We start from the raw sequence: 13164 nt of genomic DNA, 5'->3' as shown, positions 1-13164 counted from the left end.
TAATGAATATAGATAAAGTTAGATAATTACTATTTATTAAGTATATTTTGGGGAGGTAAATTATGAACCATAAACTTATTTCAATAGTTGTTCCCATGTATTTTGAAGAAGAAGTTGCTAGTGAGTGCTATACCCGGTTAAGCAATGTAGCTTTAAAAAATGATTTAAATTATGAGCTAATTTTTATTAATGATGGAAGTAAAGATAAAACCTTCAATATTTTAAAGGAAATTGCCAAAAGGGATTTTCATGTGAAAGTTATAAGCTTTTCTAGAAATTTTGGCCATCAGATTGCAGTTACTGCTGGAATCAATAAGTCTAATGGGGATGCGGTAATTATAATGGATGCAGATCTTCAGGACCCTCCTGAACTTATACCTAAAATGATTAAGTTATGGGAACAGGGAAATGATGTAGTATATGGAAAAAGAAAAAAGCGTGATGGTGAAAGCGTATTTAAACTTATTACAGCAAAATTATTCTATAAGATTTTAAATAAAATGAGCAGTGTAACAATCCCTGTAGACACAGGGGACTTTAGGCTTATTGATAGAAAGGTAGTTGAAGTCATAAAGAAAATGCCTGAGCATAATAGGTTCTTGAGAGGAATGTGGAGTTGGATTGGATTCAAACAAGTACCTTTAGAGTATGAAAGAAAAGAACGTTTTGCAGGAGAAACAAAATATCCCATAAAAAAGATGATAAGATTTGCGCTAGATGGAATAATCTCTTTTTCTTCAAAACCATTAAAGGTAGTTGAACATTTAGGTCTTGAAACTATTTTACTATCACTAATAACTTTTGTATATCTTCTAGTAAAGATATTACGAGGAACTGCTGTAAATTCTATAGGATGGGTAACAACATTGACTATAGCATGCTTTATAGGAGGTATACAACTTTTTTCTATAGGAATTGTGGGCGAATATATTGCTAGAATTTATGACGAAAGTAAATGTAGACCGCTGTACATAATAGATAAAGAAATAAATTTAGATGACAAACTGGCAAACCCCACTAATAGTTCTATAAAATTATATAAAAGTCCCCAAAAAAACTTATATGTAGTTAATGATGTCAGAGGTGAAGGTAAAGATTATCATGCTAAATAAAAAATATTTTATAATAGGAAAATCTTATGATTAAGCTAATAAAATTTTGTATAGTTGGGGTCGCTAATACTACTATAACACTGCTTTCTTTTTATCTTTTTAACAAGATTTTGCTGATTAATTACCTTTTAAGTACAGTAGTTTCGTATTCAATAGGTATGTTAAATAGTTATATTTTAAACAAAGAGTGGACTTTCTGTGATAAGGATAAAAGGATAGTTCTTCAACTTATAGAATTCACTATGGTAAATGGAGTATCCTTATCATTAAACTTAATTATTATGCATTTACTAGTGAGCAAACTGTATGTTGATACTTTTCTTTCTCAAGTTTTTGCTACGGGTTTTTCTATTATTTCAAACTATATTGGAAGTAAGTTTATTGTATTTCACAGTATCAATGAAAGTTCAAATTAAATATTTTTAATTCAAACCAGAATGTACTGCTTATATTTACTTTACTTCATGACTTTACAACTAAATCCTCGTTTAATCCATAAAAGTTGCTTTCATCCTCACTAGTGGTATCTCCAACTTGTCTTATTCATTGTAGTATTTGTGAGTGCTAAATTACTACTTTTACTTACCATAACACCGGATTGATTTGCTTTTGCAGTAGCTAATTAATAGACATCAACTATTTTTTCCTTACCAAATAAGGAGAGAAGAGTTATTAATACAAGCATACATTATTTTTAGCTATTTAATCTGAAGCTTCTTAATATTTGTTCCAGTATTAGTTATCTTAGTCTTGACATTTACCCTAACAGGAACATCATGAAATATATCATCCCAAACCCCTTTATAATACTTGTTCCATTCTTTAGAATGTTGTCTATAAAGACTAAATCCAAAACCAAATATATCTGAATTTAATTCACCTTTACCTTTTTCTAGTGCTGCCATAATATCTGAATTTATACTTCTTGATAGTTTTTCCTGAATTGAATTAACTATATCTGGACTTATGTACTCACTTCCCTCATCACTATAATATTTTCTTAAGGCAGCTTCAACCTTAACTTCTAAATATATAGCAGGTTGATTATTTTCTATTTTAACTCTAATTTTGCTCCCTGATTTTGTTATATAATAGTAGAGCATTTTCTTGAGATTAGCATGAAGCGGTAAATCTTTTTCATCCTTATTAATACTAGGCTTATCTATATTAGAAGTTTTATAGGAGGTAATCTTATTACCTAATATCCAATTTAGACCCATGCTTTCCTTATCATTAAGCCAGCCAACAAATTTATCTTTTTTAAAAGCTGCCATACCACTTGCAAGTATATTGCCATTCTTTTCTACAGAAAACCTTATACCATTTCGAGTTCCACCTAAAGCTTCGCCTGAATCACTACTGAGCACTGTAGTTAACATTCTGGGAGCTACTGGTTCAACCCCTTCTCTATCCATCATCTGCAAATAATCATGCAGAGTAACGGAATATGTGGTACCATTACTTTGAGATGAGCTTAAAAGCATATGCATTTTTTTACCCGAAGAGGTTTCAGAATTGGGATCGCGAGTGGCTATTGTCCCCTGGGCACTTCCAGGTACAATTACTATGTTTACAGAATTACGAATGTTTGAGGTACTATCAAAAAATACAATTAGATCTTTCATAAGGTATTTTGCTGCATCTTCACTAATTACTATAACCTGCAGATACCCAAGAAATAGCTTATTAGGACTTGCCTGCTGCAGCTTTGTTAAGGCATCAATTATTGTAATACCAGATGCAGAATAGACTGTTCCTGTACTATTGGTAGTATTTGTTTTATCTCCCATGGATTTAGCAGTTGGAATATATTGCAGTGTTATAGTTACTTCATTCGATTTTGCATCTAAATCTACTCCTAGAGCATATATTTGAGTCATCTGTTCATACTCCACATAATCCCAGCAGCCAACGAAAGAAAGCATAAGAATTACTGATGATATTATAAGCATTGCCTTTTTCATCCCACATCACTTCCAGACATTTTTCCCTTAATATAATCACCAAGAAAAGCTATTATTATAATAAACGCTACAAAAGGTAAAAGAATATAATAATCCATAAATATAGAAGCAAAAAATGCTTTATTATAGGAATTTAATTTTATAGATGGGATTATGATTATAATTGAAATTAAAAGCAATATAATAAAAGAATATTTCTCATTAAATAATTTTTTTATAGGTATCCATGTACAATATAAATATAATGATAATCTTAAAGTAGCGATTAGTTGATACGTAGCTAGAATGAATATTTCCAGTCCTCTAAAAAAATCTCCAAGATAAATAGCTCTTGATAGTTCAATTCCTGTGGATGAGGTACGTAATAATAATCTGCTGCCAGATATACCCTGCATAATAAATACTGCCAACGATAATATGAACGACCAAAGAACAATTCCTTTTATTATACTTTTTCTATTACCAGTGGTTTGAGGCATATCACCAACCATTACTATTATAAACAGTAATATTTCTGAGGCTGAACATAATGAAAAGTATGTCGCCTGCCCAAATTTTAATAGTGTAGTATCAAATATAGGAAATATGTTTTTAAAATCAAATTTGCTCACAAAAGCAAGAGAAAACCCTGTAAAATAATTTAATATATACCATACTGTTAGTAGTTCTATAGCTCTTCCAAATAGCAAGGGTTTATTATTTACAAATAAAAAGGCCATGATAAGAATAACAGTCATAATCACCCATACAGGAGTTAATTGTAAAAAGTGTATCTTAACTGTTCCGGTCATAAAATTCAAAACAATTGCTGCTAAAACAATATTTATTACTGCATTAATTATTATCACAATTATATATAAAGGTTTTCCAAAACTAATATTTATAATGTCAAATATATTACATTCAGGATACTTTTTGCTTAAATATACTATTACAATGGCAATAGGAATGGTCAAAAGAATTCCTATACACATTGCAACCCATCCACTTCTTCCTGATAAATATACAGCCCAAATAAAATTAAATGCCATATTACCACATCCACTTGCATACGTAAGAAAAACAATTTGTTCTCTTGTGAATTTATCATACCTCAATGGAGGTCACCTTCTCTTATAATAAAAGATATTTCATTGCTTTTTTGTATTTCCAGCTTTATTACTACTTACATTTGCAATAAGTGTTAGTTTGTTTTTCAACATTTTCAAAGGTGCTCTGATAAAAATATCATTCCATCCCTGAAATTCAACTGGTATGATTGGATATAAGTAAGGTACTCCAAAGGATTCCAATATGGACATTCTCCATAGAATAATAAAACTACCATTAAAAAAACCAAATATACCCAAGAATCCTGATAACAATATTAGAAAATAATTAATTATTCTTGAAATATTTACTAGCATAGTAGATGAAATAGCAAAGGTAGCTATTGCTGAAAATGCCACCACTATAATAATAGATACACTTATATAACCTGCTGATACAGCTGCTTGACCGATTATAACTGCACCTAAAGTTCCTATAAAATAACCTACTATTCCCGGCATACGTGTTCCAGCTTCACGAATTATATCAATTATAATCGTCATGGCGAGTAGCTCTACTATTGAAGGGAATGGGACACCATTTCTTCCTTGAGAAATATTCAAAGCAAGAGATGGTGGAACAATAGTATGATTGTAGGTAACAAAGGAAAGGTATAACGGTGATACGGTAATAGATATAATGAAAGCTAAAATTCTAATGATTCTTAATAGCGAAGCAGCAAAAGGTAACTGTGAATAATCATCTATGGTTTTAAAGTTATTCCAAAAAGTCATTGGCATTATCAATGCAAAGGGACTATTATTGCAAAGTATTACAACATAGCCGTCAGACAGAGCCCTTGAAACTATGTCTGGACGTTCTGTCAATCTATAGGTTGGAAATATACTAGTAGGCTTATCTTGTATAAGTTCAGCTAAAGTACTAGTACCATCTATTATCTCGGTATCCACATCTTTAATCCGCCTTCTGATTTCTTCTACAATATCATCCTTAGCTAATCCTTTAATCCATAACAATTTTGAATTTGTACAGGATAATCTTCCTAACGTGAAAGTTTCAAATTTAAGTGTCGGTATAGGAAGTCTCCTAATAACCATGCTAATATTGGTTTCTATATCTTCTACAAAGGATTCTTTAGCACCAAAAATAGTTGTTTCATTTTCTGGGTTATTTATAGATCTTTTTTCCATCTTTGGAGCTTGAACTATAAGTATACTGCTGCATCCCTCAAAGAAAATTACTGTATTTCCTTTTAATAATTCAGCTGCAGCTTTTTCTTTTTGTTTTATTATTTTAGTATTTATTGGTGAAATAAACATTGTCTGTGCCAATATACTTATGTCACCATTTTCTATATTATTTTTTAATGTTCCCTGTAATAGGGGGGTAATAACTTGGTCACTTATAAACTCTTTATCACAAAGACTGGTCACATACAATACTCCAATTTCTCTTTGACCACCAAATGCTTTAAATCTGCCTTCACCGAGACCAATACCATCTCCTAATTGATTTTTGATAAAAGATAAATTTTGTTCAACAAATGAATTCGAGTAATTTGTATCCTTTCCTTGTCCCATATTAATCACGTTTCCTTATAAAATTTATAATTATTGTATATAGTACTGTGTATTTTCTATATTTTTTATACTATGATTTAACGTAGGCTACTATTTCATCTATACTCTTTCTTGCCGTAAAATTCACTGGTTTATCATATATGGCAAGCATACCTATTTCATCACTTGTTAATTTTTTTGGATTTTTACTTTTAATTTTCCATTTTAGTAATGCCATAAGAAATTTATCAAAAGGGGACAGTTTACTATAATTAAAGCCACCTCTCAAATAAAAGAACTTAATATATTTTTTACAAATAATATTTTATTGGATTTTCTTATTATTTAATAATATAATGTACTTAATAGTTTATATCTAGAAATAAAATTATTTGAAGTATTTGTTATATGTAATTATTATTTTATTGGGAGGCTGATCATATGTATAAATACAAAAATTATATTTTTGAAGTTATTATTTTATTAATTGTGACAGCAGCTTTGTATATGACCAACCTATATAGCTATTTATTGTTTCACAGCCTTGCAGAATTATTTAGTGTAATAATAGGATTTACTTTGTTTATAGTAGCATGGAATTCAAAAAATTTTTCGAAAAAATATTTTGATTACCTTGTATTCATAGGTATTGCATATGTGTTTGTAGCATTTTTAGATTTACTACATACGCTGTCATACCACGGCATGAACATTTTTAGAGGATATAATTTTTATGCCAATCAATTATGGATAGGAGCACGTTATCTTGAAAGCATTTCTTTGTTGATACCATTTATATTTATACATTTTAAAAGAAAATTGAGACCATATTTAACCTTTGGAATTTATACCGTAGTTACGTCAAGTATTATAGCTTCAATTTTTTATTTCAAGGTATTCCCTATATGTTTTATTCAAGGAAAAGGACAAACCCCATTTAAAATAATTAGCGAATATATTATATGTGGAATATTAACAACTGATATCATATTGTTAAGGAAGAACAAAAATAAATTTGATAATAAAGTTTATGGGTACTTGTTTGGGTCTATTATTTTTACTATAATATCTGAATTTGAGTTTACTTTATATATAAATAACTATGCATTTTCAAACTTGTTAGGGCATTATTTTAAGATAATATCTTTTTATCTTATATATAAGGCAGTTATAATAACCTGTATTACTCAGCCTTATAATACTATATTCAAAGAATTAACAGACAAAGAAAATGAATTAGAAAAAACAGCTGCCACTGATGAAATGACGAAGTTATACAACAGAAGGGCAGGTATGGAGTTCTTGGATAAAGAAATGAAAAATGCATTGAGAAGCAAAAATAATCTAACAATATGTTTTATAGATGTGGATAATTTAAAAAAGACAAATGATACTTATGGTCACATTGAAGGGGACAACCTTATCTTAAATGTAGTCAAGTTGTTAGTCTCTAATGTAAGAAATTCTGACTATGTTTGTAGAATAGGTGGAGATGAATTCCTTATTATATTTCCTAATATTGCTATAAAAGATGCAGAATTAATTATTAATAGAATAAGAAGTGATATGGACAAGCTTAATGCAGGCAGCTCTTTTAATTATAAAGTGGATTTTAGCTATGGTTTTGCAGAATATAATAATATAAAAAAGGTTGATATTGATACTTTAATAGAGATAGCAGATAACAATATGTATAAAAATAAAGTGCAAAAGCGAAAGTAACAGAATAAATCATTATAGGCTAAAAGTCCCACATGTAGAGTGAGAGTTAAATAAAGTTGAAATAAAACTTTTTAATTATAAAATATATTTTTTCTCACCCATTTTCTAAAGAATTCAAGATGTTCTTTTGTATGAAAGTAATGTTCTCCATGTTCCATTATTTGTAGTTTACAATTAAAGTGTTTTGCAAATGCAGATATCACATCAAGCTCACACAAGTTATCTTCTGATCCGTATAGAATCGAAGTAGCACAATTCCAAGTGATTATAGGATGTTCTTTTACATAGGAGTAGTAATCCCAATATAGTGTCTGTCCAATAGGCGTTGGTACCTCTTTTTCTAATTTTAGTTTACTTTCACTTATGTTAAACCATGTCATCATATTATTTATGATGCGTTCCATATCCACTACAGGAGAGAGAAACAAACACTGTTTTAATGGTTCACGGCTGTAAGCAAGTAAGCTAAAATATGCTCCCAAGCTGCAGGCAAATATACTTATATTATTTGATAGTGATTTTGCATAATCCATAATGGTACTAAGGTCTTGAACATAGTTTTGAACCTTGCAGACATAGGGTTCATTATTGCGGTCACCATGCTCAGGTAAGTCAAAACTAAGAACTTGATAACCTTTTGCTAGTGCTTCTTCTGCAAATACCACAATGTTATCATCTGCCTTATTTGACATGCTACCGTGAATTGCTATAAATAGTTTATCTGATTTGAGACCCCACAAGATTGCAGGTATATTTTTTATTCTTAAATCTTGTTTAATCACTGAAAATTCTCCTTCATATCCTTTTACTAATAAATTATACCATTGCATTTTGCAATTTATCTAGTTCACAAACAATTATGTAATAAACTTGATTATCATGATTACTTATAGTTGAATATGATTATAGCTTTTAATATAATAATCTATATAGCATATAAGAAATAATATTATAAAATGGCGATTAGTTAAATGGGAAAATTGCCTGAAAGACTAAAGAGGCGAAGGATGAAAACAAAAAAATTTGTTAAAAAAAATAAATTTATATTTGCTGGTATACTATTGATTATTGTATTTTTAGGACTAGTTGGAAGGTTAGGGTATTTAATGGTAGCAAAGGGTTCTGAATATAAATCAATGGCTATAGAGCAACAAACAACTACAATACCAATTAGTGCTAAAAGAGGAGAAATCCTAGATAGAAATTCTAATGAATTGGCAGTAAATGAAAGTATCTATAGAGTTGACTTGGATTTAAAAACATTAAGACAAACTTTAAGTGAGAGAAAAATGTCTTTTTCTCAATTAGCTGATAAATTGTCTCCCATACTTAATATGAAATCTGGCGACATTATAAAAGTATTAAGTACAACACTACCTAATGGATTGCCTGCTAATTCAGCTTTATTGAAAAGGCAGATTGAGAAACCTGTAATGACCCAGGTTAAAGCGTTAAATATTAAAGGAATTATTATTTCACCAGATACTAAAAGGTATTATGTAAATGGAAATTTTATGACAAGTATTTTAGGATTGGTGAATCCTGAAGGTGATGGAATTTCTGGAGCAGAAATGAGCTATGATAAAGAACTTTCGGGTACGCCTGGCAGTATGACTTATGAAAAAGATGCAAAAAATAATCAATTACCTTATGAATCTGAAAAATATACTCCGCCAGTAGATGGTAAAAATGTTATTTTAACAATAGATTCAGTTATTCAACAATATGCTGAACAAGCAGCTCAAAAAGCTTTAGAAGATAATAATGCGAAAGCAGTTAATATTTTAGTTATGAATCCTCAAAATGGAGAAATATTAGCAATGGCAAATAAGCCTAGTGTAGATCTTAACAACGCAGCAAGTATAGCCAAAAATTCTAAAGATGCTGAAATGCTTTGGAAAAATCCTTCTATTCAAGATAATTTTGAACCAGGGTCTATATTTAAAGTTGTTACTGCAGCAAGTGCTTTAGAAAACAATATTGGATTGAATGATACCTATATATGTGATGGAAGCATAACAATTGATAAAAGTCCTATCCACTGCTGGAATTTAAATGGGCATGGCAGCGAAAGTTTTGTGGATATAATAAAAAATTCCTGTAATGTAGGTTTTGCAGAGTTAGGAAATAAACTAGGTAAAGACAAGCTTGTTGCTACTGCGCAAAAAATGGGGTTTGGTCAAAAAACAGGAATAGATTTGCCTGGAGAATCAGCGGGTATTTTGAGAAGTCCTGATCAAATTAATAGATTTGATTTATCTGAGCTTGCTTTTGGACAAGGAGTTGCAGTCAATCAAGTTCAATACATGGCTGCTTTTAATTCAATAGCAAATGGAGGAACATGGATAAGACCGCATGTTATGAAAAGTATTGCACATATTGATGATACAAATAATGAAGTTGTAGATAAAAAATATAGTAATTATGGTAAAAAAACTGTGTATGATGCTAAATTAGCATCTGAGTTAAGAGATGATTTAACTAAAGTAGTTACTTCAGGGGTAGGACAAAATGCCTTTTTACAGGGATTAGATATTGCAGGTAAAACTGGCACGGCTCAAGTAGCTGATCCTAAAACAGGAGGTTATGCAGTGGGAAAATACATGTCTTCCTTTGCCGGTATGGCTCCTGAGGAGAACCCTAAAATAACTTTGCTTGTAAGTGTGGATGAACCTAGTGGATCAAATTATTATGCTTCAGATGTTTCAGCACCTGTGGCAAAAACTTTGTTTCAAGAGATATTTAATTATATTGGTATTAAAGGTGAGAAAAGTGTGTTAAATTAATAGCTCAACTTTCGCACATATGAAATCTTGACTTAATATAAAAACTTTGTGAAACAAAGTTTTTGAGTTGAAAGCTGATAGTGGACAATTGACAGTGAAGGAAGATTTTTAGCTATCGGAAAAAATCTTTAAATTTATATGAATCAACTCAGCTATGTTTTGCTTTAGCAAAATGAGCTTTGAAAAATTTAATTAAAGATTTTTTGTAGTGTAACGGAAAAAAATTCACCTTCACTGTCCACTGTCAATTTTCAATTGTCAACTAAATTGATTCGCAATATTATTAAACTGTGAAAATTGAGTTAATACATAATAAATATATTATTTATTACATTTCTAAGTTTGCCTCTAATTCATCAATTTTTTTTGAAATATAGGTTTGAAAATCCTCATCGTGGACAAAGACAAGATTTGATTTTATAAGAAAAATTGATGAACGGACTGCAGATTCTGCCAGAATATAAGCTTGCTTTACATCTGATGCTGATGTTTTACACCCATGTTTATTAACAAATCTTATAGCATAAATTAACTCTACAATATTATTGGCCATACTTAGAGGTATTTCTATAGCTGTTTTAAAACTATTTTGTAATTCCTTTTGTTGAATTTCTTTTTCAGATTCTGTATTTAACGGCATTAAATATAAATCTATTACTTTTTTAAAGGCTTTTGTATCTTTATCAATATCATTAAGAAAAATCTCCCTATAGGAAGAACATTCCTCAGCTATTTCTTTCATTTTAGCTGAAATATCATGATATTTAGGCTTTTTTGAGGTAAGGTTAGCAGCCATTTCAGTTAATGCTGCTGCAGAAGCTGCACTCAAGGCAGCTATGCTTCCTGCAGCTGGAGTTAATGGTTTAGAAGCTATATTTTCTAAGAAAGAATTGATTGGTTTATCACTTAGCATTTAATCACCTACCTATAAACTAATATTAAGAAGCAAAATATGGTATTTAGTTTGAGAAATACCATCTGTAATACTCCGATCATCTTAAGCAAACTCTACCTGAGTCTAAGAATCACCTGATGAAATTAGTATGCCCGTGCATATAAAGTCTAAACGAAATTAAAAATGTAATAGATAAATTTGATTTTATTAATTTTCTAAAATAGTCTGTTCTCTGAATAGGCTTAAAACCGCCGCATCATAATCATATAATTTTTCTGATTTCTTAATTTTTTTTGCATATTTTGTATTATTAGAAAATATCTGAATCATATAAGACCATAATTCTTTCATTCTAAACAAGACATTTCTATCTCCAAAAAGTACTTTTTTATAATCTTCATAAATCTTGTCATGAAAATTTTTTAGTAATTTTTTATCTAGTTTAGTATTATTTTTAATATCATTAATCAATCCGGGATTGATTAATAATCCTCTACCAAGCATTAGAGTTTCTACGCTATGAAAATTAGTGGTAAATTTCTTGTAATCTTTGACTGAAAAAATATCACCATTATAGCAAATAGGATTTTTACTTAAAGATAGGGCGTCTTTAAAAACCTTAAGATTAGGCTTATTTTTATAAAAGTCTTTTTGAATCCTAGGATGAATGATAAGTTCTTCTATAGGATATTTGTTAAATATCTCAATCAAATTATAAAATTCTTCTGGACTGTCTTTTCCTATTCTAGTTTTTACTGAGATTTTTGTTGCAGCCTCTGAAAAAATTTCATCTAAAAATGCATCAAGTTCTTTTGTTTTTGAAAGGAATCCAGATCCTCTATTTTTTGAAACTACAGTTCCAGAAGGGCATCCTAAATTTAAATTGACTTCAGTATATCCCATTTGCTTTATTTTCTTTGAAGTATGTATGAAGTCTTTTGCATTATTTGTTAGTAATTGTGGAATCAAAACTATACCTTGATTGTTTTCAGGTAAAATATCATTTAATTCTTTTGTTTTAAACTTATCACTTTGATTTGCAAAAATAAAAGGTGAAAAGTATTTATCTATTTTATTAAAAAAGGCATTATGGGCATTTCTATAAATGTATCCAGTCAAACCTTCCATAGGTGCAAAGTAAAAATTCATATGTTTAAAAGCTCCTTTATTTAAGTAGTGTTATTATCACATTCATATGCTCATAACAAGTATTATACTTTATTGTCACTTACTATTTCAAATCTAGTTTCCTGCAGCTATTGAAACAGCTATTAAGCTAAATCTCCCATAGGGAACTGACTCAACTAAAATTATTGCACATAGGTAGGATATTGTGTGGATAATGTGGATAATTTGTGTATAACTTGTGAATTAATAAATAATAATGTTATGCCATGTCATTTTAGAAAAAAGCTGATTTTTATGCTAGATTAATTACATAATTTGTACATATTGTTGACACTACCCCAAAATATGATATAATTATAGTCAGTGCTGAGTATAAGGGGATTACAAATGAAAGTACAATTATATATTCTAGGGATTCTTATGAGATATGGTCCTCAACATGGATATAGTATAAAACAAATAGTATCAGATAACATAGCAGCCTTTGCTAAAATCAAACTTCCTACAATTTATTATCATTTAGATAAACTTGCTGAAAAAGGTTATATAAATTCTGTTATCGAAAAGGATGGCAATAGGCCTGAAAAAACAGTATATTCTATTACTGATTTAGGAATTGCTTATTTTAATTCTTTGCTTAATAAAATTTTAGCTAAAAATTATAGTGTAGAATTTGATTTTGATGGAGTATTATATTTTTCTGACTTTGCTGATAAAGATACTGTTATTAAAAATTTAAATATACAAAAAGAGTATATAGAAAATAAGCTGAAAGAATTAGCTAGAAATAAGGATAATACAGTAAGCAAATTGTTACCTGATTACAGAATTTACTGTATTAGCATATTTAATCATCATATATATCATTTAGAAACTGAATTAAAATGGATAAATGAAACATTGAAGGAACTCTCTTAAGAGTTCCTTCAATGTTATTATAGTCAGTAC

General features: G+C 29.5%; 12 protein-coding genes. 5 read left to right on the top strand and 7 right to left on the bottom strand.

Annotated features, from left to right (window positions below; translation table 11 throughout):
* The first annotated feature begins 62 nt into the window (after nucleotides 1-62).
* Together CLAU_RS08355 and CLAU_RS08350 are read left to right on the top strand one after the other, a co-directional pair.
* Nucleotides 63-1112: a glycosyltransferase family 2 protein gene (locus CLAU_RS08355; RefSeq protein ID WP_013240487.1), complete on the top strand. Its 1050-nt coding sequence runs from the start codon at nucleotides 63-65 to the stop codon at nucleotides 1110-1112.
* A gap of 26 nt (nucleotides 1113-1138) precedes the next feature.
* Nucleotides 1139-1528 (top strand): GtrA family protein, encoded by a 390-nt coding sequence (locus CLAU_RS08350; protein ID WP_013240486.1) that lies wholly within the window; start codon nucleotides 1139-1141, stop codon nucleotides 1526-1528.
* A 282-nt stretch (nucleotides 1529-1810) separates the two neighbouring features.
* Here the strand turns inward: CLAU_RS08350 and CLAU_RS08345 are convergent, their stop codons facing one another.
* The 4 genes from CLAU_RS08345 to CLAU_RS08330 form a co-directional block, all read right to left on the bottom strand.
* On the bottom strand, nucleotides 1811-3076 hold the full coding sequence (locus CLAU_RS08345; protein ID WP_013240485.1) for a Ger(x)C family spore germination protein: 1266 nt from the start codon (nucleotides 3074-3076) through the stop codon (nucleotides 1811-1813).
* Complete coding sequence (locus tag CLAU_RS08340) at nucleotides 3073-4173, bottom strand: GerAB/ArcD/ProY family transporter (protein WP_013240484.1); 1101 nt, start codon at nucleotides 4171-4173, stop codon at nucleotides 3073-3075. The genes CLAU_RS08345 and CLAU_RS08340 overlap by 4 nt, the downstream gene beginning before the upstream one ends.
* A gap of 33 nt (nucleotides 4174-4206) precedes the next feature.
* Nucleotides 4207-5706 (bottom strand): spore germination protein, encoded by a 1500-nt coding sequence (locus CLAU_RS08335; protein WP_013240483.1) that lies wholly within the window; start codon nucleotides 5704-5706, stop codon nucleotides 4207-4209.
* A gap of 70 nt (nucleotides 5707-5776) precedes the next feature.
* Nucleotides 5777-5923 carry a hypothetical protein gene (locus tag CLAU_RS08330; protein ID WP_199275782.1) on the bottom strand — a complete coding sequence of 49 codons (147 nt, stop codon included), beginning with the start codon at nucleotides 5921-5923 and terminating at the stop codon, nucleotides 5777-5779.
* Nucleotides 5924-6126: 203 nt separating this feature from the next.
* Here CLAU_RS08330 and CLAU_RS08325 point away from each other — a divergent pair, with 203 nt between their 5' ends.
* Nucleotides 6127-7407: a sensor domain-containing diguanylate cyclase gene (locus CLAU_RS08325; protein WP_013240481.1), complete on the top strand. Its 1281-nt coding sequence runs from the start codon at nucleotides 6127-6129 to the stop codon at nucleotides 7405-7407.
* Between the two features lie 71 nt (nucleotides 7408-7478).
* Here the strand turns inward: CLAU_RS08325 and CLAU_RS08320 are convergent, their stop codons facing one another.
* A complete protein-coding gene (locus CLAU_RS08320; protein WP_013240480.1) occupies nucleotides 7479-8189 on the bottom strand; it encodes an alpha/beta hydrolase in 711 nt (236 codons plus the stop codon).
* A 225-nt stretch (nucleotides 8190-8414) separates the two neighbouring features.
* On the opposite strand from CLAU_RS08320, the gene CLAU_RS08315 reads away from it, so the two are divergent.
* Nucleotides 8415-10193 carry a penicillin-binding transpeptidase domain-containing protein gene (locus tag CLAU_RS08315; RefSeq protein WP_013240479.1) on the top strand — a complete coding sequence of 593 codons (1779 nt, stop codon included), beginning with the start codon at nucleotides 8415-8417 and terminating at the stop codon, nucleotides 10191-10193.
* A 328-nt stretch (nucleotides 10194-10521) separates the two neighbouring features.
* Here the strand turns inward: CLAU_RS08315 and CLAU_RS08310 are convergent, their stop codons facing one another.
* Nucleotides 10522-11106: a cyclodeaminase/cyclohydrolase family protein gene (locus tag CLAU_RS08310; protein ID WP_013240478.1), complete on the bottom strand. Its 585-nt coding sequence runs from the start codon at nucleotides 11104-11106 to the stop codon at nucleotides 10522-10524.
* Nucleotides 11107-11295: 189 nt separating this feature from the next.
* Nucleotides 11296-12237: a tRNA dihydrouridine synthase gene (locus CLAU_RS08305; protein WP_013240477.1), complete on the bottom strand. Its 942-nt coding sequence runs from the start codon at nucleotides 12235-12237 to the stop codon at nucleotides 11296-11298.
* A gap of 366 nt (nucleotides 12238-12603) precedes the next feature.
* On the opposite strand from CLAU_RS08305, the gene CLAU_RS08300 reads away from it, so the two are divergent.
* Nucleotides 12604-13134 carry a PadR family transcriptional regulator gene (locus tag CLAU_RS08300; protein ID WP_013240476.1) on the top strand — a complete coding sequence of 177 codons (531 nt, stop codon included), beginning with the start codon at nucleotides 12604-12606 and terminating at the stop codon, nucleotides 13132-13134.
* Nucleotides 13135-13164: the final 30 nt, after the last annotated feature.

Source organism: Clostridium autoethanogenum DSM 10061 (genome assembly GCF_001484725.1).
Lineage (GTDB): Bacteria > Bacillota > Clostridia > Clostridiales > Clostridiaceae > Clostridium_B > Clostridium_B ljungdahlii.
This window is presented reverse-complemented; position numbering and strand designations above follow the sequence as displayed.

Excerpts from the sequence above, each read along its gene's own strand:
- CLAU_RS08355 (WP_013240487.1), top strand. The coding sequence starts at position 63 with ATGAACCATAAACTTATTTCAATAGTTGTTCCCATGTATTTTGAAGAA.
- CLAU_RS08350 (WP_013240486.1), top strand. The coding sequence starts at position 1,139 with ATGATTAAGCTAATAAAATTTTGTATAGTTGGGGTCGCTAATACTACT.
- CLAU_RS08345 (WP_013240485.1), bottom strand. The coding sequence starts at position 3,076 with ATGAAAAAGGCAATGCTTATAATATCATCAGTAATTCTTATGCTTTCT.
- CLAU_RS08335 (WP_013240483.1), bottom strand. The coding sequence starts at position 5,706 with ATGGGACAAGGAAAGGATACAAATTACTCGAATTCATTTGTTGAACAA.
- CLAU_RS08330 (WP_199275782.1), bottom strand. The coding sequence starts at position 5,923 with ATGGCATTACTAAAATGGAAAATTAAAAGTAAAAATCCAAAAAAATTA.
- CLAU_RS08325 (WP_013240481.1), top strand. The coding sequence starts at position 6,127 with ATGTATAAATACAAAAATTATATTTTTGAAGTTATTATTTTATTAATT.
- CLAU_RS08315 (WP_013240479.1), top strand. The coding sequence starts at position 8,415 with ATGAAAACAAAAAAATTTGTTAAAAAAAATAAATTTATATTTGCTGGT.
- CLAU_RS08310 (WP_013240478.1), bottom strand. The coding sequence starts at position 11,106 with ATGCTAAGTGATAAACCAATCAATTCTTTCTTAGAAAATATAGCTTCT.
- CLAU_RS08305 (WP_013240477.1), bottom strand. The coding sequence starts at position 12,237 with ATGAATTTTTACTTTGCACCTATGGAAGGTTTGACTGGATACATTTAT.
- CLAU_RS08300 (WP_013240476.1), top strand. The coding sequence starts at position 12,604 with ATGAAAGTACAATTATATATTCTAGGGATTCTTATGAGATATGGTCCT.